This window comes from Acidovorax sp. SUPP950 (genome assembly GCF_030158935.1).
In the GTDB taxonomy this organism is placed as follows: domain Bacteria; phylum Pseudomonadota; class Gammaproteobacteria; order Burkholderiales; family Burkholderiaceae_C; genus Paracidovorax.
Map to the genome: position 1 here is coordinate 524,039 of NZ_BQXE01000003.1, position 21,817 is coordinate 545,855.

21 protein-coding genes are annotated in these 21,817 nt (G+C 71.4%); 12 read left to right on the forward strand and 9 right to left on the reverse strand.

What is annotated here, in order from left to right:
* Positions 1-5: 5 nt before the first annotated feature.
* The 3 genes from AVME950_RS16205 to AVME950_RS16215 are packed head-to-tail and all read left to right on the forward strand — an operon-like array spanning position 6 to position 1,247.
* Entirely contained in the window at positions 6-428 is a 423-nt protein-coding gene (locus tag AVME950_RS16205; RefSeq protein ID WP_284430716.1) for a hypothetical protein, read from the forward strand.
* A complete protein-coding gene (locus AVME950_RS16210) occupies positions 428-826 on the forward strand; it encodes a hypothetical protein (protein WP_284430597.1) in 399 nt (132 codons plus the stop codon). The genes AVME950_RS16205 and AVME950_RS16210 overlap by 1 nt, the downstream gene beginning before the upstream one ends.
* 16 nt (positions 827-842) lie before the next feature.
* Positions 843-1,247, forward strand: a complete 405-nt coding sequence (locus AVME950_RS16215) for a hypothetical protein (protein ID WP_502869416.1) — start codon at positions 843-845, stop codon at positions 1,245-1,247.
* A 26-nt stretch (positions 1,248-1,273) separates the two neighbouring features.
* Here the strand turns inward: AVME950_RS16215 and AVME950_RS16220 are convergent, their stop codons facing one another.
* The 3 genes from AVME950_RS16220 to AVME950_RS16230 form a co-directional block, all read right to left on the reverse strand.
* Positions 1,274-2,737: a DUF1501 domain-containing protein gene (locus AVME950_RS16220; RefSeq protein ID WP_284430598.1), complete on the reverse strand. Its 1,464-nt coding sequence runs from the start codon at positions 2,735-2,737 to the stop codon at positions 1,274-1,276.
* A 38-nt stretch (positions 2,738-2,775) separates the two neighbouring features.
* Complete coding sequence (locus AVME950_RS16225; protein WP_284430718.1) at positions 2,776-4,677, reverse strand: DUF1800 domain-containing protein; 1,902 nt, start codon at positions 4,675-4,677, stop codon at positions 2,776-2,778.
* A gap of 243 nt (positions 4,678-4,920) precedes the next feature.
* Positions 4,921-5,955: an alpha/beta hydrolase gene (locus tag AVME950_RS16230; RefSeq protein WP_284430599.1), complete on the reverse strand. Its 1,035-nt coding sequence runs from the start codon at positions 5,953-5,955 to the stop codon at positions 4,921-4,923.
* 226 nt (positions 5,956-6,181) lie between these two features.
* Here AVME950_RS16230 and ompR point away from each other — a divergent pair, with 226 nt between their 5' ends.
* From ompR to AVME950_RS16245, 3 genes are all read left to right on the forward strand, one after another.
* Positions 6,182-6,937, forward strand: coding sequence for an osmolarity response regulator transcription factor OmpR (gene ompR / locus AVME950_RS16235; RefSeq protein WP_284400551.1), 756 nt, complete (start codon positions 6,182-6,184; stop codon positions 6,935-6,937).
* Entirely contained in the window at positions 6,934-8,322 is a 1,389-nt protein-coding gene (locus tag AVME950_RS16240; protein ID WP_284430600.1) for an ATP-binding protein, read from the forward strand. The genes ompR and AVME950_RS16240 overlap by 4 nt, the downstream gene beginning before the upstream one ends.
* Positions 8,323-8,497: 175 nt before the next feature.
* On the forward strand, positions 8,498-9,604 hold the full coding sequence (locus AVME950_RS16245; protein ID WP_284430601.1) for a serine hydrolase domain-containing protein: 1,107 nt from the start codon (positions 8,498-8,500) through the stop codon (positions 9,602-9,604).
* Between the two features lie 88 nt (positions 9,605-9,692).
* Here AVME950_RS16245 and AVME950_RS16250 read toward each other — a convergent pair whose 3' ends face one another.
* Positions 9,693-11,663, reverse strand: a complete 1,971-nt coding sequence (locus tag AVME950_RS16250) for a methyl-accepting chemotaxis protein (protein ID WP_284430602.1) — start codon at positions 11,661-11,663, stop codon at positions 9,693-9,695.
* A 106-nt stretch (positions 11,664-11,769) separates the two neighbouring features.
* Here AVME950_RS16250 and AVME950_RS16255 point away from each other — a divergent pair, with 106 nt between their 5' ends.
* The 5 genes from AVME950_RS16255 to AVME950_RS16275 all read left to right on the forward strand — a co-directional run bounded on the left by AVME950_RS16255 (position 11,770) and on the right by AVME950_RS16275 (position 15,620).
* Positions 11,770-12,093 (forward strand): ArsR/SmtB family transcription factor, encoded by a 324-nt coding sequence (locus AVME950_RS16255; RefSeq protein WP_284424526.1) that lies wholly within the window; start codon positions 11,770-11,772, stop codon positions 12,091-12,093.
* A 77-nt stretch (positions 12,094-12,170) separates the two neighbouring features.
* Entirely contained in the window at positions 12,171-12,677 is a 507-nt protein-coding gene (locus tag AVME950_RS16260) for an arsenate reductase ArsC (protein WP_284430603.1), read from the forward strand.
* Between the two features lie 7 nt (positions 12,678-12,684).
* Positions 12,685-13,716 carry an ACR3 family arsenite efflux transporter gene (gene arsB / locus AVME950_RS16265; RefSeq protein WP_284430604.1) on the forward strand — a complete coding sequence of 344 codons (1,032 nt, stop codon included), beginning with the start codon at positions 12,685-12,687 and terminating at the stop codon, positions 13,714-13,716.
* On the forward strand, positions 13,706-14,419 hold the full coding sequence (gene arsH / locus AVME950_RS16270) for an arsenical resistance protein ArsH (protein ID WP_284430605.1): 714 nt from the start codon (positions 13,706-13,708) through the stop codon (positions 14,417-14,419). Before arsB ends, arsH begins: the two co-directional genes overlap by 11 nt.
* A 250-nt stretch (positions 14,420-14,669) precedes the next feature.
* Positions 14,670-15,620, forward strand: coding sequence for an EamA family transporter (locus AVME950_RS16275; protein WP_284430606.1), 951 nt, complete (start codon positions 14,670-14,672; stop codon positions 15,618-15,620).
* 36 nt (positions 15,621-15,656) lie between these two features.
* On the opposite strand, the gene AVME950_RS16280 is transcribed toward AVME950_RS16275, so the two are convergent.
* The 4 genes from AVME950_RS16280 to pyrF form a co-directional block, all read right to left on the reverse strand.
* A complete protein-coding gene (locus AVME950_RS16280; protein ID WP_284430607.1) occupies positions 15,657-16,622 on the reverse strand; it encodes a M14 family metallopeptidase in 966 nt (321 codons plus the stop codon).
* Positions 16,623-16,627: 5 nt separating this feature from the next.
* A complete protein-coding gene (locus AVME950_RS16285) occupies positions 16,628-17,605 on the reverse strand; it encodes a Bug family tripartite tricarboxylate transporter substrate binding protein (protein ID WP_284406536.1) in 978 nt (325 codons plus the stop codon).
* A 131-nt stretch (positions 17,606-17,736) separates the two neighbouring features.
* Positions 17,737-18,630 (reverse strand): LysR family transcriptional regulator, encoded by an 894-nt coding sequence (locus tag AVME950_RS16290; RefSeq protein WP_272550340.1) that lies wholly within the window; start codon positions 18,628-18,630, stop codon positions 17,737-17,739.
* A 43-nt stretch (positions 18,631-18,673) separates the two neighbouring features.
* Positions 18,674-19,498 (reverse strand): orotidine-5'-phosphate decarboxylase, encoded by an 825-nt coding sequence (gene pyrF / locus AVME950_RS16295; protein WP_272566499.1) that lies wholly within the window; start codon positions 19,496-19,498, stop codon positions 18,674-18,676.
* A gap of 76 nt (positions 19,499-19,574) precedes the next feature.
* Between pyrF and AVME950_RS16300 the strand changes: the two genes are divergently transcribed.
* Positions 19,575-20,474 (forward strand): DMT family transporter, encoded by a 900-nt coding sequence (locus AVME950_RS16300; RefSeq protein WP_284430608.1) that lies wholly within the window; start codon positions 19,575-19,577, stop codon positions 20,472-20,474.
* An 85-nt stretch (positions 20,475-20,559) separates the two neighbouring features.
* Here the strand turns inward: AVME950_RS16300 and AVME950_RS16305 are convergent, their stop codons facing one another.
* Positions 20,560-21,765, reverse strand: a complete 1,206-nt coding sequence (locus AVME950_RS16305; protein WP_284430609.1) for a phosphoglycerate kinase — start codon at positions 21,763-21,765, stop codon at positions 20,560-20,562.
* Between the last annotated feature and the right edge of the window lie 52 nt (positions 21,766-21,817).

The following is a 21,817-nucleotide window of genomic DNA, read 5'->3' on the forward strand; positions in this document are numbered from 1 at the left end:
GACCCATGATTTTCTCTTGTAGAGATGGTGAAAAACCTGTTTTCAATAGAGGCTCGTGCTTCGTCCGGTGCTTGGCGGTGACGGCCCTCTTTGTCATGGCTTGGTACGCCATGACGCCCACATTTTTCGACAGCGAAAACAGCCCATATCGCGTTTACCGCCTGGAGTTCCATAAAGCATCTCCCTTGCAAAGAATCGCCCATCTCGATTTCAAGATGCCCTATGTCGTGCGCTTGTACAAAATCGAGCCCAAGACGCTGCTGGGTGAAAGCGAGGTGGTCGATCTCTGGCTGAACGGCGAAATCACGTGGTATCTGAATTCTTCGGTGGACCGGAACGAAGTGCGCGTCGGCAGGGATGTCTTGTTTGAAAAAATCCCAGCGGAATGCACACCTGCGTCACCGTTGGTCAGTTGTCCCAAGCCTTGATGCGCCCTTTGAAAAAAATCCCGTGTGTCGTGTGGTGCCTGACGCTGGGTGGTTGTGTTGTTTTGGGGTGGCGCGCCACTTCCCCTACCTTCCTGTACAGCTACAACAGTCCTCATGAAATCTATCGCCTTGAGTTCCATCGGGCATCGATCCTGCAGCGCATCGTCCACCACGATTTCAGGATGCCTTTCGTCGTCCGGCTATATCGTGTTTCGCCCAAAACGCTGTTGCGAGAAAGTGAAGTCGTGGACCTTCAAGGTGGTGGGCAGTTCGACTGGCACCTTGATCCACCAGTCGCTACCAACAAGGTGTATGTAGGCAATGAAGTGGTGTTTGAGGGCATCCCCTCGGAATGTGGCGACCCACCGCTTGCCAGTGGGTGTCCCGCCAAGCCTTGATGAAAGCGCGCCGGCCGTGAGCGAAACTGTGCAAATCAGGAAAACCACCCTCGGATGGGGTACGGCCCTGGTAGCCCTCGCTGCTTTCGCTTGGTATGCCTCAACACCGATTTTTTTCGACAGCGAGAACAGTCCGCATCGGGTTTACCGACTGGAGTTCTACAAAGCATCGATCCTCCAGCGCGTCTTTCACCACGACTACAAGATGCCTTACGTGGTGCGGTTGTACCGCGTGGATTCCAGAACTTTGCTGGGTGAAAACAGCGTGGTCGATCTATGGCTGAATGGAGAGACCTACTGGTATCTGGACCCGCCGATGGACATGAAGAGAGTGCGTGTGGGGCGCGATGTGCTTTTCGAAAACATCCCCTCCGAATGCACGGACCCGACACGGCCACCGGATTGCGGCCCCCACAACTGACGCTTGCTAACCCACCGCGCCACCCATCACCCCAAGAATCCCAGATTCACCGGATACGCGGCTCCCCCGAAATTCCCCAGCCTCGGCAGCACACCGGTCATCTCGGTGTTCGCCACCCCGAACCACCGCGCCATCGTGGCCGCGTACTGGTCCACGGCGGTGCTGGGCAGCAGGCGGCCCTGGCCCACGTGCCACTGGTCTTCGCTGCCGCTGCCGTTGCCCACGCTGATGGGTGGCGGCGTGCCGTAGAAGGCCGCGCCGCGCACGGCGCCGCCGACCACGAAGTGGTGGCTGCCCCAGCCGTGGTCGGAGCCGTCGCCGTTGGAGGTGAGCGTGCGCCCGAAGTCCGATGCGGTGAAGGCGGTCACCTTGTCGGCCACGCCCAGCTCCACGGTGGCGTTGTAGAACGCGGTCATGGCGCTGCTCACGCGGTCCATCAGCACGGCCTGGCCCGAGACCAGGTTGTCGTGCAGGTCGAACCCGCCCATTGACACGAAGAACACCTGCCGCCGCGTGCCCAGCGCGCCGCGCGCCGCGATCAGCCGCGCCACCACCTTGAGCTGGTCGGCCAGGGGGTTGCCCGTCGGGAACGCGGTGGACACGCCCGCGCCCGCGAGCGCGGCGGAGATCTGCCCTTCCGAGCCGATGGAGCGCTGCGTCACGCGCGCGTATTCGGCCTCCATCGCGTGGGCGCTGGCGGCCTGCACCAGCTCGCTCAGCACGCCGCGCACGGCGCTCGATCCATAGACGTTGTTCTTGACCCCGTTGATGGGCACGGCGCCGCTGGTGCTGATCTGGTATTGCAGCGCCTGGTCGCCCGAGAGGAACACCGCGTTGCCGCTGGCCGAGATGCAGGTGAACAGCGAGTTGGTGTTGGCCGACAGCGCCAGATCGCCCAGGTTGCCGCCCCAGCCCACGGTGGAGCCTTCGGCGCCCTGCGATTGCCACACCGACTGCTGGTCGTTGTGCGAAAAGAGCTTCGGGGGCAGCGGGTAGGTGCGGCGGTCGGCGCTGGCGTACTGCGCCCGCGTGAGCGGCACCACCAGCGGCCCCACGTTGAGCTGCACCGCCGCGCGCCCGCTGTTGAAGAGGCCGGCCATGCCGGTCATGGCGGGGTGCAGCGCGTACTGCAGGCCGCCCGCGAGGGCGCTGGCCGGCTGCAGCACGGTGCCGCCCAGCGCACTGCGCCCGAGCGCGATGCCGCCTGCGGCACCGTCCGCGCCGCCGCCGCGGATGGTGGCGTACTGGGCGTAGCGCGCGCTGTCGTAGGGCACGACGGTGTTGGCGTAGTCGTTGCCACCGTACAGGAAGACACACACCAGCGCCTTGTAGTCGTTGGCTTCGAACGCCGCGGCCTCGCCTAAAGCGGCGAGGTTGAGGGCGAACGGCAGCGCGGTGCCGGTGGCGGCCAGCTGGGCCGAGCGCCGCAGGAAGGCGCGGCGCGTGTGGCGGGCCGGGTCGATGAAGGGGGTGGACGGGTTCGTGGGCATGGGCGTGTTCCGTGGGCGTGTCCGTGGGGCAGGGGCGGTCACTTCTGCACGAGGTATTCGGGGCTGGCCATCACCAGCAGCACGGCCGCGGCGACGCGGTTGAGCTGCACGGCGGCGGTGCTGCTCGCCGTGACGGGCGTGGTGTTCAGCGCGGCCACGATGCGGCCCTGCGTGGCGGCGGACACCTGGCCCGCCGACAGCAGCAGCGCTGCCTTGCGCACCAGGGCCGTGGCGTCGGCCACCAACGGCAGCAGGTTGGCGTAGGTGCAGGCGATGTCGAAGCCGTTGCTCGCGTTGCTGGCGTTTTGCGGCAGGTCGGGCGCGTTCACGAAGATGCCGTTGCGGATGGCGTTCTGCATGAAGTTCAGGTAGCCGCTCACGCTGGTTTCGTTGACGATCTGGAACTCCGGCGCGACCTGGCCGTTGGCGGCCATGGCGGTGGAGGGCGGCACGTAGCCGGGGCGAAAGAAGTTGAACACCGACCCCGCGCGCATCGGGCTTTGCCCCAGGCGCGTGGCGGGGTCGCTCAGGTCGCCGATCTTCCAGCTGCCCTGCGCGGAGCGCAGCCCGAAGGTGCGGCCCCATTGCACGAAGCGCACCATGGGCTCGCGCAGGCGGCCGAACTGCGGGTTCGCCAGCCCCGTGGCGCTGCGTGCTTCGGTGTCGAGCAGCACGGCGGCCACCACCGCGCGCAGGTCGCCCCGGGTGCCGCTGCCGTTGTTGGCGAACGCCGCCGCCACGCGCGCTACGTAGGCGGGGCTGGGGTTGCTGGTCACCAGGCGCTGGATGAGCTGGCGGCCGATGAAGGGGCCGACGTTGGGGTGGTTGAAGAGGGTGTCCAGCGCCGTCTTGAGCGCCGCCTCGCCGGGCGTGCCGGCCCCGACGGTGGTGCCCAGGAACGTGGCGGCCAGCGTGGAATGCCGGCTGGCGGTCAGCACCATCGGCAGCCGGGCCTGCTGCGGGCTGGGCACGGTGCTGGTGCCCACGGTGGTGGGCTGGTTCTGGCTGCGGTCGTAGTCGTAGCCGGTGAACACGCGCGCCAGGTTGCTCACGTCGGCGGCGGTGTAGCTCTCCAGCCGGTTGCCGCTGCCATCGCGCTGCTCGGTGCCGTCGGCGTTGAGCTGGTACAGGCCCAGCGTGAACAGCTGCATCACTTCGCGGGCGTAGTTCTCGTCGGGCTGGCGGCCGGTGCGGGCGTCTTCCTTCTGGTTGCCGCGCGTGTTCAGGTACACGCCCATGGCCGGGTTCAGCGTCACGGCCTCCAGCAGCGCGCGGAAGTTGCCGAGCGCGTGCGTGTTCAGCACGTCCCAGTAGCCGGCGGCCAGGAAGGCGTTCCAGGTCTGGTCCAGGCCGTTGACCGAGACCACCATGATCTCCGACAGGGCCAGCGCCACGCGCTTGCGCACCGCGTCGCCCGCGGTGAACAGCTGGTTCCACAGCATGAAGTCGGCCGGGTAGGCCGCGTTGTAGAAGCGCGTGTCGGCATTGGCCACGCCGTAGCCGCGCTGGGTGAGCCAGTCGGTGCCCGTCGTGCCGATGGGCTGGGCGAACTGGTTGGCCAGCCAGGCGGCGTAGCCCTGGCCGCGCACCTCGGCGATGGATTCGTCGGTGGCCGAGAACTGCGCCTGCAGCAGAAACCGCGCGGCCTCCTCGTCGGTGGCCGGGGCGTTCACGGCCCCCGTGCCGCCGCCCGAGGGCGCCGGGCTGGGGGCGGGGGTGCCTGTCGCAGGCGGCGCGCTGGTGCCGCTGTCTTCGCTGCCGCCTCCACCGCCACCGCAGGCGGCCAGCAGGGCGGCCGACAGCGCGGCGGCGCCGGCGGCCGGGGTGCTGGAAGGCAGCGAGGGGGCGGGGGACGGGGTGGGCTGCGGGGCCGGCGATGGGCCTGATGGGTGGGGCGCAGGGTGGTCGGCGCCGAGGGCGGGTGCCGCGGGGGTCAGCATCATGGGCGTCTGTCCCGGGCGAACGGGAGCGTGGCGGATGGGGACACGGGCATCGCCGGGGCGTCGGGGCGACGGCGGCGCGCGAGGAGGGGCAGGAATTTTTGGGAACGGCGCGCCCGCCCATTCCGATGACAGGCCGATGCAGCTGTTACATCCGGTCTGTGTCCGGTTGTTACCGCCCGCAGCGGGGCGCGCCAGTCTGCTTCCTCGGCCGCCATGCCCGGCCGGCGCCCGGCCGCGCCGTCAGCGCCCCAGCCGCCGCGCCACTTCGCCGTCGAGCGAGGCCATGAACGCTTCCACGGCGCGCGTGTAGTCGCTGTCCAGGCCCAGGGTGCCGTTGATGTCGCCATGCGAGAGCGCCTGCGGCAGCACCTCGGCGCGGCTGCCGGCCTCGCGCACGCGGCGGGCCATGTGCACGGCCTGCTGGCACGGGTGGTCCGGGCGCACGGTCGAGCACACGAACTGGAACGGCGCCGTGCCCGGCACCAGCTGGTCGTAGGGCGACAGTGCCGCCCAATAGGCCGGGTCGTCGCCGAAGGCCTCGTCGTAGAGCGCGGCGTGGGGCGCCCCCATGAGGGCGGGCAGGTCCAGCACCGCGCTGTCCAGCGACACCGCGCCCAGCCAGGGCGCCGCGCCCGCGCGCTGCGCCAGCGCCGGCTGGGCGTTCAGCAGCGTCACCAGGTGCGCGCCCGCCGAATGGCCCATGAGCACGGTCCGGGTGCCGTCGGCCCCCCACTGCGCCGCCCGCTGCTGGACCGTGGTGAGGGCCGTGGCCACGTCGTGCGCCTGCAGCGCCACGCCCGTGTCCGGCAGCAGCCGGTAGTTGACCGACACCAGCACGAAACCGAGCGGCACCCAGCGCGCCACCTTCTCCTGCACCACGCGCTCCATGGCCTTGTCGCCCGTGCGCCACGCGCCGCCGTGGACCATGAAGAGGATCGGCGCCCGTGGCCCGGCGGCCGGCCGCGCGGAGGCGGGCGGCAGGTACACGTCCATGCGTTGCAGCGGGTCGTTGCCGTAGGGCACGTCGAAGAGGCGCTGCACGCCTTCGGGCAGCCGCGAAATGCTGCGGGGGCTCTGCTCTCCCAGCCACCCGACGGTCTTCAGGCCCCCGCCCCCGGCCCAGCGCCCCTGCCAGGGCCCCTGGGCCTGCGCCTGCAAGGCCCATGCGGCGCCGGCCAGCAGCAGCGCGGCCACGAGCGGGTGGCGCAGCCCAAGGGGCGCAAGGCGGTGGGACGGCGAGTGGGCGGCGGTATGGGCGGGGGCGTGGGCGGTCATGGCATCGGACTCCTGGGAGGACAGTGGCGGTTGGGTGGGGCGCCGTGCGCGGATCGCTGCGCCCTCGCCGCCACTGTGCCGCGCCACCGTTCCAAAACGATGGCCCGCGCATTCCAAGTGATGACAAACCATGACCGCTGCGCCAGCCCTGTCATGGCCTGACACGGGCATGCCGATGGCGCCGCGGGCCGGCCCTACCATCGCGGTCAATCACAGGGGTTTTTCCATGACCGATGCGCTGGCCCGGATTCTGGTGGCCGATGACGAACCCGACCTGCGGGCGCTGCTGGAGCGCTACCTGGGCGACCACGGCTACGCCGTGCGCACGGTCGACGGCGCCGGCCCGCTCGACCGGCTGCTGGCGCGCGAGCGCTTCGACGTGCTGGTGCTGGACGTGATGATGCCGGGCGAGGACGGCCTGGCCATCTGCCGCCGCCTGCGCGCGCAGGGCGAGACCATTCCCATCCTCATGCTGACCGCACGCGGCGACCCGGTGGATCGCATCGTCGGCCTGGAGATGGGCGCCGACGACTACCTGCCCAAGCCCTTTCAGCCGCGCGAACTGCTCGCGCGCATCCAGGCCATGGTGCGGCGCCAGCGCATGCTGGGTGCGCACGCCGGCCCCGCGCCCTCGGCCGGGCGCGTGGCGTTCGGCGATTTCACGCTGTGGCTGGACGAGCGCCGGCTCGAGCGCGCGGGGCAGGACCTGCCCATCACCACCGCCGAATTCGCGCTGCTGCGCGTGCTGGCCGGCCACCCGCACCGCCCGCTGGGGCGCGACCGGCTCATCGCGCTCGCCCACGGGCCGGCGCATGCCGCCACCGACCGCAGCATCGACGTGCAGGTCATGCGCCTGCGCAAGCTGATCGAGGCGGACCCGGCCCGGCCGCGCCACATCCGCACCGTGTGGGGCGTGGGCTACGTGTTCGTGCCGGATGCCACGGCGCCGCCGCCCGCCGATGGCGCGGAGGCCGCCCCATGAGCGCCCCGGCCGGGTCCGCGACCGGGGCGCGCCGCGCGCGCTGGCCGCGCAGCCTGCTCGGGCGGCAGTGGCTGCTGGTGGCGGCCCTGGTGGTGCTGGGCCAGCTGTGCGCGGCCTGGGTGGCGCGGCAGATGGTCCTGCGCCCCCGCGCCGAGCAGGTGGCCGAGGGCGTGGCCCGCCATGTCGATGCGCTGCGCGCCGGGCTGGCCGCGCTGCCCCCTGCGCAGCGGGCGGCCTTCACCGACGCCTTCAACCGCCGCGCCCGGCAGTTGGCCGGCACGGCCGCTGGCGCCGCGCCCGGCGCGCGGCCCTCGCCCGTGGAGCGCACCTTCATGCAGGCCGTGGAGCGCCGCCTGGCGGCCGATCCTGACCGCGCTGGCGCCGCCACCGCCCCCCTCTGGCGGCGCGACGAGGCCGGCGGGCTCGTGCTGCGCGTGTCCTTCGACGGCGTGGACCACTGGCTCGGCCTGCCCGGCCTGTTCCCCACGCGGGAGGCCACGGGTGCCTGGCTGATGGCCACGGTGGCCGGCATGCTGCTGGCGCTGGCCGCGGCCTGGTGGCTGCAGCGGCACCTGCACCGGCCGCTGGCGCGCGTGGTGGCGGCGGCCCGGCGCATCGCGCGCGGCCAGCCGCCGCCGCTCCTGCCCGAGGAGGGGCCCGAGGAACTCGCCACCGTCAGCCGCAGCATCAACGCCATGGCGCTCGCCCTGGCCCGCGCCGACCACGACCGCGCACTGATGCTGGCCGGCGTGTCGCACGACCTGCGCACGCCGCTCACCAAGCTGCGCCTGGGCGTGGAGATCGCGCAGCCCCGGCTGGACGGCGACCTGGCCGCCAGCATGGCGCGCAGCATCGACGAGATGGATGCCATCGTCGGCCAGTTCCTCGATTTCGCCTGGGTGGGCGAGGCCGAGGCCCCGGTGCGCGAATCGCTCGACGCCCTGGCCGACGCCGTCGCCCAGGCCCAGGCGGACCACGGCCGCACGGTGCGCGTGGAGCCGGGCGGCGCCCCGCCGCTGCCCCTGCGCCCCCAGGCCCTGCGCCGCGCCGTGGACAACCTGGTGGAGAACGCCTGGCGCCACGGCGCCGCCCCCGTGGTGCTGCGCACGGGCGGGGCCGCGCAGGGGTCGGCCGCGTGGATCGAGGTGCAGGACGGCGGCCCGGGCATCGCGCCGCAGGACCTGGCCCGCGTGCGCGAGCCGTTCGCGCGCGGCGGCGCGGCGCGCTCGGGGTCGCCGGGGGCGGGGCTGGGCCTGGCGATCGTGGAGCGCGTGGCGCGGGCGCACGGGGGTACGCTGGAACTGCATGCCGCGCCCGGGCAGGGGCTGCGGGCGCGCATCGTGCTGCCGCGGGAGAACGGCGCTGGCGGACTGGAAAAGGATTAGCGCAAAATAGGGCGCCAGTGCAATCAGTACTAGGGCATATCGCTATTTAATTGATAGCATTTCCCGGGCCGATCTGCACCGGCCCGGCGGTTTCGGTTCCTGGCGCCGGCAGCAGGGGGCCGGACCGCTGAACCCATTCCACGCCCCACCACGCTGCCCATTCCATTCCATGCCGATGCCTTTGCGAACCCTGTGCGGCGCGGCCCTGCTGCTGCTCGCCAGCGCGTGCACGTCCGTCCCACCGGCTTCGACGGCGCCCGCGCCCGCCGCCTTTCCCGGCGCATCGTGGGAGCCCCAGCCCGTCGCGGAGCAGGGGCCGGCCTGCCGCCGCGGTCTCGCAGCCACCGGCGACTACCTTCGCACCCTGGACACGACCGCCCTGATGGCGGTGCAGGACGGCCGGGTGCTGTTCGGGTACGGCCCGGTGGAGGCGGTCAGCATCGTGTTTTCGGTGCGCAAGAGCGTGCTGTCGATGCTGTACGGCCCGCCCGTGGCGGACGGCACCATCGACCTCGACCGCACGCTGGCGGACCTGGGCATCGACGACACGGGCGGGCTGCTGCCGGTCGAGCGGCAGGCGACATTGCGTGACCTGCTCACGGCGCGTTCGGGCGTCTACCATGCGGCCGCCAATGGGGGCGACGACGCGGCGGCTGCGCCGGCGCGCGGCTCTCAGGTGCCGGGCCACTATTTCCTCTACAACAACTGGGACTTCAACGCGGCCGGCACCGCCTTCGAGCGCATGACGGGGCGCAGCATCTACCAGGCCTTCGCGGACGATCTGGCCGCGCCGCTGCAGCTGCAGGACTTCGACCCGGCGCGGCATGTGCGCAGCGGCGATGCCCGGCGGTCGGAGCACCTGGCCTATCCCTTCTTCCTGTCCACGCGCGATATGGCGCGGCTGGGCCACCTGATGCTGCAGCAGGGCCGCTGGCGCGGGCGGCAGATCATTCCCGCGGACTGGGTGGCGCGGATCACGCAGCAGACGACGCCGGCCTCGCAGATGCACCCGGCGCACACCGCGCGGCGCGGCTTCGGGTACGGCTATTTGTGGTGGCTGCTGCAGGAGCCGCCGGACTCGCCCCTGGCAGGCGCCTACATGGCCTGGGGCGTGCACGGCCAGTACATCCTGGTGGTGCCGAAACGGCAGATGGTGATCGCGCACAAGCGCCAGGTGCCGGTGGCGGGCGACTGGAACGTCAGCTGGGTCGGTCCGAAGGCGTTCCTGCACGCTGCCCGCCTGCTGGCGGCCGCGCCCTGCCGGGCCGGCGAGGCGCCCTGACCGGTCCGCGCTGCCGACGGGGTCGGCAGGGAGGGCCGGAAAGGGCCGCGAAAAATGCCACCAGCGCAATCAGTACTAGGGCATATTGCTATTGAATTTGTAGCGTATCGCCCGGCTGCACCACCGCATCCCCAGCCCCCAGCCGGAACACTCCCGCCGCCCGCACCAGTTCCTCCGCCTGCGCCCGCAGGCTGTTCGCCGCGGCGGCCATCTCCTCGACCAGCGCGGCGTTCTGCTGGGTGGCCTGGTCCATCTCGGTGACGGCCTCGCCCACCTGGGAGACGCCCAGCGACTGCTCGTGGCTGGCCGCGCTGATCTCGCCCATGATGTCCGTCACGCGGCGGATGGCGGTGACCACGTCGGTCATGGTGCTGCCCGCCTGGTCGGCCAGGGCGCTGCCCTGCGCCGCCCGTTCCACGCTGGCGCCGATCAGCGCCTTGATCTCCTTGGCCGCCTCGGCGCTGCGGCCGGCCAGGCTGCGCACCTCGCCGGCCACGACGGCGAAGCCCCGGCCCTGCTCGCCCGCGCGGGCGGCTTCCACCGCCGCGTTCAGCGCCAGGATGTTGGTCTGGAAGGCGATGCCGTCGATCACGCCGATGATGTCGCCGATCTTGCGCGAGGCGGCGTGGATGCCCTGCATGGTCTCCACCACGCGCGTGACCACGGCGCCGCCCTGCACGGCCACGGTGCTGGCGTGTTCGGCGAGCTGGTTGGCCTGCCGCGCGCTGTCGGCGTTCTGGCGCACGGTGGCGGTCATCTCCTCCATGGAGGCGGCGGTTTCCTCCAGCGCGCTGGCCTGGGCCTCGGTGCGGGCCGACAGGTCCATGTTGCCCTGGGCGATCTGGGCGCTGGCGGTGGCCACGCCCTCGGAGCCGCTGCGCACCTGCGCCACCATGGGCTTGAGGCGCGCGCGCATCTGCTGCTGCGCGGCGATGAGCCGGCCCACCTCGTTGCTGCCGTGGGTGGTGTCCTCGCCGCTCAGGTCGCCCGCGGCCACGGCGCTGGCCAGGTCCACGGCCTGCGCCAGCGGCCGGGTGATGGAGCGCACGAAGACCGCCGCCAGCCCGCCCGCGAGGGTTAGCGCCAGCGCCATGGCCAGCGCGGCGACACCCAGTGCGCGCTGGTGGTGGGCCACGCGCTGCTGCAGCGCGGCCTCCAGGCTGGCCATGGCGGTGGCGTTCAGGGCACTCAGCGCCTCGATGGTGGCCGAGAGGTCGTCAAAGTAGTCCTTGGCGGGCAGGGTGATCTCGGTGGCCTGGAGCAGCCCCCGGTCGGCCAGGCCGCGCGATGCGGCCACGCGCTGGCGCACGGCCGGCACCTGGGCGCCCAGCGCCTGCCGCAGGCCGGCATCGCCGGCCATGGCGCGGTCGAAATTGCGGAAGGTGCTTTCCTCCAGCTCGCCCACGCGCTGCTGCAGCGCCTGCAGCGAGCCCTTGCCTTCGGGCGGCAGGCTGGCGCGCGCCAGATAACCGGCACCCTGGCCGCGCAGCAGGCCGATTTTTTCGCCGAGCAGCGGGGCGTAGACCAGCGAGGCCTGGATCAGGTCCTGCGTGGCGGTGTCGGGATCGGTCTGGAAGCCGTAGGCGTGCAGCAGCTCCTCGCTCACCCGCAGCAGGTCGGCCACCAACTGCGTGTGCCGCGCCAGGGCCTGCGCGGCGGGCAGCGCACGGGCCGCCACGGCCTGCTCCAGCGCGCGCCAGGCCTGCGCTGCGTCGGCCCAGGCCTTGACCTGCGCCGCGGGGGCCGCGGCGGCCGCCATCTGCCGGTCGGCCTCGGCCAGGGCCTGGTTCATCGCATCGCGCACGGCGGGCCGGCGCGCGCCCAGCACCTCGTCCCCGTTGAGCATGGCGGCCGACAGGCCCCGGTGCACCTGCAGCCACTGCGCGGCCTGGTTGACCGCGATGATGGCCGGCGCGCCCACGCTCTCATGGCGCGCATCGCCGATCTCCTGCAGCGCGCCGCGCACGTACAGCCCGGTGGGCAGCGCGGACATCAGCACGGCGATCACGCCGAGGATCAGGAATTTCTGAAGCAGGGTGAGGCGGTGGAGGAGGGGCATTTTGTGTAAACAAATGTTTGCTTTTGGGGCTTAGCAAGACATGTGCCTTTGCTCTTCTCGGAGGACTTCCGTTTTGATAATTCAATGATTGTTGTATAGTCGAATCATGAATGAATCCGATGTGGTCCAAGCCCTGGCTGCCCTGGCGCAGGCCGTGCGCCTGCGTGTCTTTCGGGCGCTGGTGGTGGCGGGCGAGGACGGCCTCACGCCCGGCGCCCTGGCCGAGCGCCTGGAGATCGCGCCCAACACCCTGTCGTTCCACCTCAAGGAGCTGACGCATGCAGGCCTTATCAGCCAGGAGCGCCAGGGCCGCAACCTGATCTACCGCGCCGCCTACCCCGCCATGAACGCGCTGCTGGCCTATCTCACCGAAAACTGCTGCCAGGGCGCGCCGTGCCTTCCCACCGGCGCCAACGCATGCCCGTGCTAGCCATGCCGGCCACGCGCGGCCTTCAGCCACTTCGAGCCCTTTCGCCCCATCGCACTGCCGGCCATCCGGAGCCCTCCATGAGCCACACCCCACGCGCCCTCAACGTCCTCTTTCTCTGCACCCACAACGCGGCCCGCAGCATCCTGGCCGAGGCCCTGCTCAACGACCTGGGCCAGGGCCGCTTCCATGCCTATTCAGCCGGCAGCCACCCGCGCTCCCACCAGCGGCCCAATCCGCTGGGTATCCAGGTGCTGCGCAGCGCAGGCATTGCGACCGACGGCCTGCGCAGCAAAAGCTGGGATGAATTCGCCGCGCCGGGGGCGCCTGCCATGGACCTGGCCATCACCGTCTGCGACAGCGCGGCCGGCGAGGTGTGCCCGATCTGGCCGGGGCACCCGGCCACGGCCCACTGGTGCCATGCCGATCCCAGTGAAGGTGGCGGCACCGATGCCGAGAAGCTGGGCGCGTTCCGCAACACGCTGCACGCCATGAAGCGGCAGCTGGAGCGGCTGGTCGCCCTGCCGCCGGACCGGCTGGACCGCGCCGTGCTGCAAGCCAGCGTCCGGCAGCTGGCCACCGATTGAGGACGCCATGCAGAAATCCGGCATGGGCGCGTTCGAGCGCTACCTCACGGTCTGGGTGGCCCTGTGCATCGTGGCGGGCATCGGCCTGGGCCAGGCCTTTCCCGGTGCGGCCCGCACCCTGGGCGGCTGGGAAGTCGCCCAGGTGAACCTGCCGGTCGGGCTGCTGATCTGGGTGATGGTCGTTCCAATGCTGCTCAAGGTGGACTTCGCGGCCCTGGGCGAGGTGCGCCGCCACCTGCGCGGCATGGGCATCACCCTGTTCGTGAACTGGCTGGTCAAGCCGTTTTCCATGGCCTTCCTGGGGTGGCTGTTCATTCGACAGTGGTTTGCGCCCCACCTGCCGGCGGACCAGATCGACAGCTACATCGCGGGGCTGATCCTGCTGGCCGCGGCGCCCTGCACGGCCATGGTGTTCGTGTGGAGCCGCCTGGCCGGCGGCGATCCGCTGTTCACGCTGTCGCAGGTCGCGCTGAACGACAGCATCATGGTCGTGGCCTTCGCGCCGCTGGTGGCCTTCCTGGTGGGGCTGTCGGCCATCGCCGTGCCGTGGGACACCTTGCTGGCCTCGGTGGTCCTGTACATCATCATTCCGGTGGCGCTGGCCCAGTGGGGGCGCCGGGCCTTGCTGGCGCGCGGGCCGGCCGTGTTCGAGGCGGCGCTGCAGCGCATCGGGCCGTGGTCCATCGCGGCCCTGCTGCTCACGCTGGTGCTGCTGTTCGCCTTCCAGGGCGAGGCGATCCTGGCGCAGCCGCTCGTGATCGCGCTGCTGGCCGTGCCGATCCTGATCCAGGTGCTGTTCAACTCGGCGCTGGCCTACGGGCTCAACCGGGCGGCCGGCGAAACGCACGCCATCGCCGGCCCGTCGGCCTTGATCGGCGCGTCCAACTTCTTCGAGCTGGCCGTGGCCACTGCCATCGGCCTGTTCGGCTTTCACTCGGGGGCGGCGCTCGCCACCGTGGTGGGGGTGCTCATCGAGGTGCCGGTGATGCTGCTGGTGGTTCGGGCCGTGAACGCGTCCAGAGGGTGGTATGAGTCCTGATCTTCCGAACGTTGACGCCGCGCTGCTGCACCCGGTCGATCCCGAGCGGCTGTTCCCCGCGCAGCGCGCCACCCATGCCCCACGCATCCTGCTGCTGTACGGCTCGGTGCGCGAGCGGTCCTACAGCCGGCTGCTGACCGAAGAGGCGGCGCGGCTGCTGCGGGCCCTGGGCGCCGAGGCGCGCATCTTCGATCCGCGCGGCCTGCCGATGCCGGACGCGGCGCCCGACGATCACCCCAAGGTGGCCGAGCTGCGCACGCTCGCCCAATGGGCGGAAGGCATGGTCTGGACGTCCCCCGAGCGCCATGGCGCGATGACCGGCATCCTCAAGATGCAGATCGACTGGATTCCGCTGTCGGTCGGCGCGGTGCGCCCCACTCAGGGCAAGACGCTGGCGGTGATGGAGGTCTCGGGCGGCTCGCAGTCCTTCAATGCCGTCAACCAGATGCGGGTGCTGGGCCGCTGGATGCGCATGGTCACCATCCCCAACCAGTCCTCCGTGGCGAAGGCGTTCCTCGAATTCGACGAGGCCGGCCGCATGAAGCCGTCGAGCTACTACGAACGCGTGGTGGATGTGATGGAAGAGCTGGTGAAGTTCACCCTGCTCACGCGCGGCGGCGCGGCCTACCTGGTGGACCGCTACAGCGAGCGCCGGGAAAGCGCGCAGGCCCTGTCTCAGCGCGTGAACCAGCGCAGCCTCTGAGCGGCCAGCGGGAGCGAGTGCCGCAGGCGGTGCCGCGCAGGCCACGCTGTCCCGTGCGGCCACACGCCAATCGGGGCCGTGCGGAATAATCGACCGCTTCGCCCCCTCCCCCTTCCCCCGCCCCCTTTTTCTGCGCCGGCCTGCCGGCGAACCGCCGCATGCCCAGCCCCGCGTTTTTCTCCACCTTCGCCGCGCCGCGGCGCCCTGGGCGGCACCGCCCCACCCGCCAGCCGGGCCGCAGGGGGGCCGCATGAGCGCGGTGGCCCGGGCGCCGGTCGGCGATGCCATGGCCACGCGCGACGTGCTGGCCGCGATGGCCGTGGTGGTCATCTGGGGGATCAATTTCGTGGCGATGAAGTGGGGCCTGCGCTACTTCACGCCGTTCCAGCTCGGGGCCGTGCGCTACCTGTTCGCCGCGCTGCCGCTGGTGTTCTTCCTCAAGCCGCCGCGCATGCACTGGCGCTGGGTGCTGCTGTTCGGGCTGTTCCAGGGCGTGGGGCAGTTCGGCTTCGGCTTTTTCGCCCTGAAGCTGGGCATGACGGCGGCGCTGGCCAGCGTGCTCATGCAGACGCAGGTGTTCTTCACCGCGCTGTTCGCGTTCGGCATCCTGCGCGAGCGGCCCGGGCGGCCGCTGGTGGTGGGCATGGCGATCGCGGCGGTGGGCCTCGGATGCTTCGCCATGAACTTCATCGGGCCGGGGGCCACCGGCACGGGCGTGGGCGGGGCGACGATGGTGGGCATCTGCCTCACGCTGTGCGCGGCCGCGTCCTGGGCGGTGTCCAACATCGTCTCGCGCATGGCGCAGCGGGCATCGCCGGGCTACAAGCCGCTGTCGTTCGTGGTGTGGAGCAGCCTGGTGCCGGTGCTGCCGTTCGCGGCGCTGTCGGCCCTGACCGATGCGGACGCAGGGCGCTGGCTGCACTGGGAGGCCTGGGCCGCGCTGCCGCCGGTGGCCTGGGGCGCGGTCGCCTACCTGGGCTGGGTGGCCACCATCGTCGGCTACGGCCTGTGGACGGGGCTGCTCACCCGCTACCCGGCCAACCGCGTGGCGCCCTTCAGCCTGGGCGTGCCCGTGGTGGGGCTGGCCGCCGGGCTGCTGGTGCTGGGCGAGGTCGTCACCGCCTGGCAGTGGGCCGGCGTGGCCTGCGTGGTGCTGGCGCTGGGGTGCGTGGTGCTCGGGCCGCGCTGGGCGCGGCGCTGACCGGGCCTGGTGTCGGGTCAGCGCCGGTTCAGCGCGCTACAGCGGCCGGCGGCGGGCGTAGCGCACCACCGTCACCCCCGCCCGCGCCTGGCGCGTGGAGGGCATGACGAGCACGCAGTCGTCGTACGGCGTGGTGACGGGTTCGCCGTCGTTGTCGCCGATCACCGTGCCGGCCTTGGGGATCACCTCCAGGCCGGTGAACGGCTGCGTGAAGCGGAAGGCGCTGCTCTTGGCGACCACCGGGCCGGTCACCTCCAGCACCCACTGGCGCGGCGCATCGGGCTGGCGCCAGCCGGGCAGCAGCGCGGCCAGCGCCTCGGGGTGGAGCACCTGCGCCGCCGCCAGGAAGCGCACGCACTGGTCGTAGGCCACGGTGCGGCTGGACAGCGCGCCATGGAAGCCGCATTCCACCAGCAGCGAGCGGCGGTCGCCCGCCTGCGCGTCGGGCAGGCCGAAGTGCCCGTAGTCGCGCATGCGCACGCCGTCCTGGTGGCCCGCATCGGCCACGATGTGCTCGGGCGCGCCCATGCGGCGGGCCAGCTCCAGGTTGCGCGGGTGCAGGCCGGTCAGCAGGAGCGGCGCCCCCGGCTCGTGCATCGAATGCAGGTCGAGCAGCCAGTCGGCGCGCGCCACGAAGGGCCGCAGCGCGGCGGCGCGGCGGCGCTCGCGCGTGTCGCCCGCCTCCATGCGCTCGTCGGTCCACTGGCGGTTCATGTCCTGGTCGGTGAAGCGCGAGGCGTCGTGGTCGGCCGGATCGAAGCGGTCGAAGGCCTCCAGGTTGCAGAACGCCAGCGTGAGCGCGCCCTGCTGCGGGCGCAGCCCCGCCGCCAGCAGGCCCTGCAGCGCCCAGGCGCCGCACAGCTCGTTGCCGTGCACCAGGGCGCTGATGAGGACATGGCGGCCGGGCAGGCCGGAATCGAAGTGCCACACGCCTTCGGTGCCGGTGTTGCCGGCGCGCCAGGGCGTGAGGTCGGGGGCGGTGAGTGCGAAGGTCCGGGGCATCAAGGTCACTCCTCGATCTTGGCGAATTCGACGATCTTCTGGTATTTGGCCACTTCCGAGGCGATGAACTGGTCGGCGTTCAGGCTGGTGGAGGCCACGGTCGAGCCGGAGGCTTCCATTTTCTTGCGGAAGTCGGGCGACTGCAGCGCCTCGTTCAGCGCCTTCTTGAGCTTGTCGTGCACGGGCTTGGGCAGCTTGGCCGGGCCCATCAGGGCGAACCACACGCCGATGTCCACGTTCTTGTACTGCGGCAGCTCGGCCAGCGCGGGAATGTCGGGCGTGATGGCCGAGCGCTTGGCCTCGGTCGTGCCCAGCGCGACGACCTTGCCGCTCTTGATGTGGGGCAGGCCGCTGGAGAGCACGAACACGCCGAACTCCAGGTTGTTGCCCAGCAGGTCGTTGGTGAGCGGGGCCACGCCGCGGTAGGGGATGTGCGTCATGAACAGCTTGCCCTGCTCCTTGACCATCTCGCCCGCCAGGTGCAGCGAAGTGCCCACGCCCGAGCTGCCGTAGCTGTACTTGCCGGGGTTCCTGGACACGCGCTGCGTGAATTCGGCCGCGTTCTTCACGCCCGAGCCGGTGGAGGCCACCAGCACCAGGGGCTGCGAAGCGATTACGCCGATGGCGGTGAAGTCCTTCACGTCGTACTTGACCTTCTTGGTCACCAGCTTGTTGATGGCGATCTCGTTGCTCGCGCCCACGAGCAGCGTGTAGCCGTCCGGCGCGGCGCTGGCCACCTTCTGCGCGCCGATGGCGCCGCCGGCGCCGCCCACGTTCTCGATCACGACCGGTACGCCCAGGCGCGCGCCCAGTTCCTGCGCCACCGTGCGCCCGGTGAGGTCGGTGCTGCCGCCGGGCGGGTAGCCGACGACGATGGTGATGGGCTTGCTCGGGTAGCTGTCCTGCGCGGCGGCGGGGCCGGCGGCCAGCAGGGCGAGGCCGCACAGCAAAAGCGTGCGGCGGAAGGCGGGGTGGGCATGCATCGGAGTCTCCTGGTGGGGTGTGGGCCGATTGTGCGAAGGCAGGCAGGGCGCGGGGGTGCCGAGTCGGCACGCCATGGTGCTGTTTCGGCACGCGGGCGCCAAGGGGGCGAACCCGATGACGGCGCGGGCCGTCACCGCGTGGCGATGGCGTGCCAGATCGCCTCGGCCTGCGTGCTCAGCCGGCGCTTGGGCCGGTACAGCCGCACGTCGAACTTCGCCTCCATGCTGCGGTCGCCCGCCTTGGCCAGCCGGCCGGCCTTGCAGTCGGCATGCACCATGGACCACGGCAGCCAGGCCACGCCCAGGCCCTTGTGCACGTATTCGTATTGCGCATCGGCCGAGTCGCACTCCACCGTGCGCTGCAGGCGCTGCGTGACCGGGTGGTGCGCCAGCTGGTCCTCCACCAGCCGGCCCAGCGCCAGCGTGCGCGCGTAGGCCAGGTAGGGAATGGGGCCCGCGCCCGCCAGCGGGTGCAGCGCCGCGCCCTGTGCCGTGGCGCGCGACACCGGCACCAGCCGGTCCGAGGCCAGCGTGATGTGCGAGAACTGGCGCGCATCCAGCCGGATGGCCAGCGCCGGGTGGTGGTAGGCGATGGAAAAATCCGCCTCGCCGCGCTCCAGCAGGGCCACGGTGTCGGCCAGCGCGCGGGTGAGGATGCACAGCTCGCAGTCCTTCATCACCGGGCGCAGCCGCACCAGCAGGTCGGCCACCACGGTGCGGGCCAGCGTGCGGCCCGTGGTGAGCGTGACGGTGCGCGCCTGGCGCCCGGCCACCGCGCGCAGTTCCTCGTGCGACTGCGCGAGGTTGCGCGCCATCTGCTCGGCCGTGTCCAGAAAGACCTGGCCCGCCGCCGTCAGCCGCACGGGGCCGCTGCCGGGCTCGACCAGCGGCGTGCCGGCCCAGGCCTCCAGCGCGCGGATGCGGCGCCCGAAGGCCGGGTGCGTCACGTGGCGCAGCTCGGCCGCGCGGGTGTAGCTGCGCTCCTGCGCCAGCACGATGAAGTCTTCCAGCCACTTGAGCTGCATGGCCGGCGGTGGTTGAGCGAAGGGGCGGCGGGGCGCGCGGCGCTCAGGCGCGGGCGGCGTTCAACGTGTCCCGCGTGGCCAGGGCCACGGCGCGCGCGGCTGTGGCGAAGCCCTCGCCATCGGCCGCGTACAGGATCGCGCGGGACGAGTTCACGAGGATCGGGCCGCCCTCTCGCCGCCCGGCCCGCACCGTGGCCGCCGCATCGCCGCCCTGCGCGCCCACGCCGGGAATCAAGAGCGGCAACGTGGGCGCCAGGGCGCGCACGCGCTCGATCTCGGCGGGGTAGGTGGCGCCCACCACCAGGCCCAGCTGGCCGTTGGTGTTCCACGGGCCCTGGGCGAGGCGCGCGACGTGCTCGTACAGCAGCGGCTGCCCGTCCACGCTGGCCAGTCGCTGGTTCTGCAGGTCGTCGCCGCCCGGGTTGGAGGTGCGGCACAGCAGGAAGGCGCCCTTGCCGTGGTAGGCCAGGTAGGGCTCGATGGAATCGAAGCCCATGAAGGGCGAGAGCGTCACCGCATCGGCGCCGTAGCGCTCGAAGGCCTCGCGGGCGTACTGCCCGGCGGTGGAGCCGATGTCGCCGCGCTTGGCGTCCAGCACCACCGGCACGTGCGGCGCGGTGGCGCGCATGTGGGCCATGAGGCGTTCGAGCTGGTCTTCGGCGCGGTGCGCGGCGAAATAGGCGATCTGCGGCTTGAAGGCGCAGGCCAGGTCGGCGGTGGCATCGACGATGGCGGCGCAGAAGTCGTAGATCTTGCGGGCGTCGCCGCGCATCGCTGCGGGAAACCGGTCGGGTTCGGGGTCCAGGCCCACGCACAGCATGGAGTCGTTCTGCGCGGCCGCGCCCTGCAGCATGTCGATGAAGGTCATGGGGCGCGATTTTAGGGGGCGGGGCCGCCGGTGGCGCCGCGAGCGCCGCCGCGTCCGTCCCGGCACAATGCCGCGCATGCCTGTCCTGTCCCCCCGCCAGCTCGTCGCCCTGATCCTCGTCACCCTCATCTGGGGCTTCAACTGGCCGGTCATGAAGCTCGGCGTGGCGGGCTTTCCGCCGCTGGCCTTCCGCGCGATCTCGCTGTGGCTCGGCCTGCCGGTGCTGGCCCTGGCCCTGGTGCTGCTCAAGGCCCCGTTCGCCGTGCCGCGCAGGTACTGGCTGCCGCTGGCGGGCCTGGGGCTTGTCAACATGGTGCTGTGGCACGCCTTCAGCATCACGGCCATTCCGTCGCTGTCCAGCGGGCGCGCGGCCATCCTGGGCTACACCATGCCGATCTTCTCGGCCGTGCTGGGCGCGCTGTGCTTCGGCCACCGCCTGGCGCCGCGCGCCTGGGCGGGCGTGGCGGCGGCGGCCGGGGGCGTGCTCCTGCTGCTGTGGCACGAACTCAGCCAGCTCGGCGGCCGGCCCGTCGGCGTCGGGCTGATGCTCACCGCCGCCGCCTGCTGGGCGCTGGGCACGCAGCTGCTGCGGCGCAGCACCCTGCCGCTGCCGGTGCTGACCCTGTCGTTCTGGATGACGGTGCAGAGCACCGTGGTGCTGAGCCTGCTGGCGCTGCTGCTGGAGCACGACCGCTGGCACGCCCCGTCCGCCGTGGGCTGGGGCGCCATCGCCTTCAACGCGGTGCTGGTGCTCGGCTTCGCGCAGCCGGCGTGGTTCTTCCTGGTGCGCGGCCTGCCGCCCGTGGCGTCCACCTTGAGCGTGATGATGATCCCGGTGCTGGGCGTGTTCAGCGGCGCGGTCTGGCTGGGCGAGCGCCTGCACTGGCAGGACTGGGCGGCCGTGGCGCTGATGGTGCTGGCGATCGCCTCGGTGCTGTGGCCGCAGCGCCCCGCGGCCACAGCGGGTGTGGCATGAAAAGTGCCTCCAGCACAATCATCACTAGGGCATATTGCTATTAATTAAATAGCAAAAGAGCGGCGGGCGTGAACCCGCCGCCGGCTCAGCCCTGGGCGCGCTTTTGCAGGATCTCGAAGGCCGGCAGCGTCTTGCCCTCCAGCACTTCCAGGAAGGCGCCGCCGCCGGTGGAGATGTAGCCCACGTCCTTCTCGATGCCGTACTTGGCGATCGCCGCCAGCGTGTCGCCGCCGCCCGCGATGCTGAACGCGCTCGATTCGGCGATCGCCTGGGCGATGGCCCGGGTGCCGTTCTCGAACGCGGCGAACTCGAACACGCCCACGGGCCCGTTCCACACGATGGTGCCGGCCTGCTTGAGCTGCGCGGCCAGCTTCTTCGCGGTCTCGGGGCCGATGTCCAGGATCAGGTCGTCGTCGGCCACGTCGGCGGCCGCCTTCACCGTGGCGGGTGCGTCGGCCGAGAAGGTCTTGGCCACCACCACGTCGGTGGGGATCGGCACCTCGGCGCCGCGCGCCTTCATGGCGTCGATCACGGCGCGGGCCTGGTCCAGCAGGTCGGGCTCGGCCAGGCTCTTGCCGATCGGAAGGCCGGCGGCCAGCATGAAGGTGTTGGCGATGCCGCCGCCCACGATGAGCTGGTCCACCTTGTCGGCCAGGCTCTTCAAGATGGTGAGCTTGGTCGAGACCTTGCTGCCCGCCACGATGGCCGCCAGCGGCCGTGCGGGGTGCGCCAGGGCCTTGGTGATGGCGTCGATCTCGGCCGACAGCAGCGGGCCGGCGCAGGCGGTCTTGGCGTATTCGGCGATGCCGTAGGTCGTGCCCTCGGCGCGGTGCGCGGTGCCGAAGGCGTCGTTCACGTAGATGTCGCAGAGCGCGGCCATCTTCCTGGCCAGCGCGGGGTCGTTCTTCTTCTCGCCGGGGTTCACGCGGCAGTTCTCCAGCAGCACGACCTGGCCGGGCTGCACCTGCACGCCGTCCACCCAGTCGGCCACCAGCGGCACCCCGTTTTCATAAGGGTGGCCCAGCAGTTCGCCCAGGCGCTTCGCAATGGGGGCGAGCGAGTCGGCGGGCTGCAGCGTGCCTTCGGTCGGGCGGCCCAGGTGGCTGGTCACCATGACGGCGGCGCCGGCGTCCAGCGCCATCTGGATGCAGGGCACCGAGGCGCGGATGCGCGTGTCCTCGGTGATGTGGCCGGCGTCGTCCTGCGGCACGTTCAGGTCGGCGCGGATGAACACGCGCTGGCCACGGGCCTGGCCTTGGGCGCAGAGGTCGGAAAAGCGAAGGATGTGCATGGATCGATGGGGCCGGCGGGCGGCGCGGGGAGGGTGGAAAACTGAGCCGCAT

Coding starts and splice junctions, on each gene's coding strand:
- AVME950_RS16205 (WP_284430716.1), top strand. CDS start 6: ATGATTTTCTCTTGTAGAGATGGTGAAAAACCTGTTTTCAATAGAGGC.
- AVME950_RS16210 (WP_284430597.1), top strand. CDS start 428: ATGCGCCCTTTGAAAAAAATCCCGTGTGTCGTGTGGTGCCTGACGCTG.
- AVME950_RS16220 (WP_284430598.1), bottom strand. CDS start 2,737: ATGCCCACGAACCCGTCCACCCCCTTCATCGACCCGGCCCGCCACACG.
- AVME950_RS16225 (WP_284430718.1), bottom strand. CDS start 4,677: ATGCTGACCCCCGCGGCACCCGCCCTCGGCGCCGACCACCCTGCGCCC.
- AVME950_RS16230 (WP_284430599.1), bottom strand. CDS start 5,955: ATGACCGCCCACGCCCCCGCCCATACCGCCGCCCACTCGCCGTCCCAC.
- ompR (WP_284400551.1), top strand. CDS start 6,182: ATGACCGATGCGCTGGCCCGGATTCTGGTGGCCGATGACGAACCCGAC.
- AVME950_RS16240 (WP_284430600.1), top strand. CDS start 6,934: ATGAGCGCCCCGGCCGGGTCCGCGACCGGGGCGCGCCGCGCGCGCTGG.
- AVME950_RS16245 (WP_284430601.1), top strand. CDS start 8,498: ATGCCTTTGCGAACCCTGTGCGGCGCGGCCCTGCTGCTGCTCGCCAGC.
- AVME950_RS16250 (WP_284430602.1), bottom strand. CDS start 11,663: ATGCCCCTCCTCCACCGCCTCACCCTGCTTCAGAAATTCCTGATCCTC.
- AVME950_RS16255 (WP_284424526.1), top strand. CDS start 11,770: ATGAATGAATCCGATGTGGTCCAAGCCCTGGCTGCCCTGGCGCAGGCC.
- AVME950_RS16260 (WP_284430603.1), top strand. CDS start 12,171: ATGAGCCACACCCCACGCGCCCTCAACGTCCTCTTTCTCTGCACCCAC.
- arsB (WP_284430604.1), top strand. CDS start 12,685: ATGCAGAAATCCGGCATGGGCGCGTTCGAGCGCTACCTCACGGTCTGG.
- arsH (WP_284430605.1), top strand. CDS start 13,706: ATGAGTCCTGATCTTCCGAACGTTGACGCCGCGCTGCTGCACCCGGTC.
- AVME950_RS16275 (WP_284430606.1), top strand. CDS start 14,670: ATGAGCGCGGTGGCCCGGGCGCCGGTCGGCGATGCCATGGCCACGCGC.
- AVME950_RS16280 (WP_284430607.1), bottom strand. CDS start 16,622: ATGCCCCGGACCTTCGCACTCACCGCCCCCGACCTCACGCCCTGGCGC.
- AVME950_RS16285 (WP_284406536.1), bottom strand. CDS start 17,605: ATGCATGCCCACCCCGCCTTCCGCCGCACGCTTTTGCTGTGCGGCCTC.
- AVME950_RS16290 (WP_272550340.1), bottom strand. CDS start 18,630: ATGCAGCTCAAGTGGCTGGAAGACTTCATCGTGCTGGCGCAGGAGCGC.
- pyrF (WP_272566499.1), bottom strand. CDS start 19,498: ATGACCTTCATCGACATGCTGCAGGGCGCGGCCGCGCAGAACGACTCC.
- AVME950_RS16300 (WP_284430608.1), top strand. CDS start 19,575: ATGCCTGTCCTGTCCCCCCGCCAGCTCGTCGCCCTGATCCTCGTCACC.
- AVME950_RS16305 (WP_284430609.1), bottom strand. CDS start 21,765: ATGCACATCCTTCGCTTTTCCGACCTCTGCGCCCAAGGCCAGGCCCGT.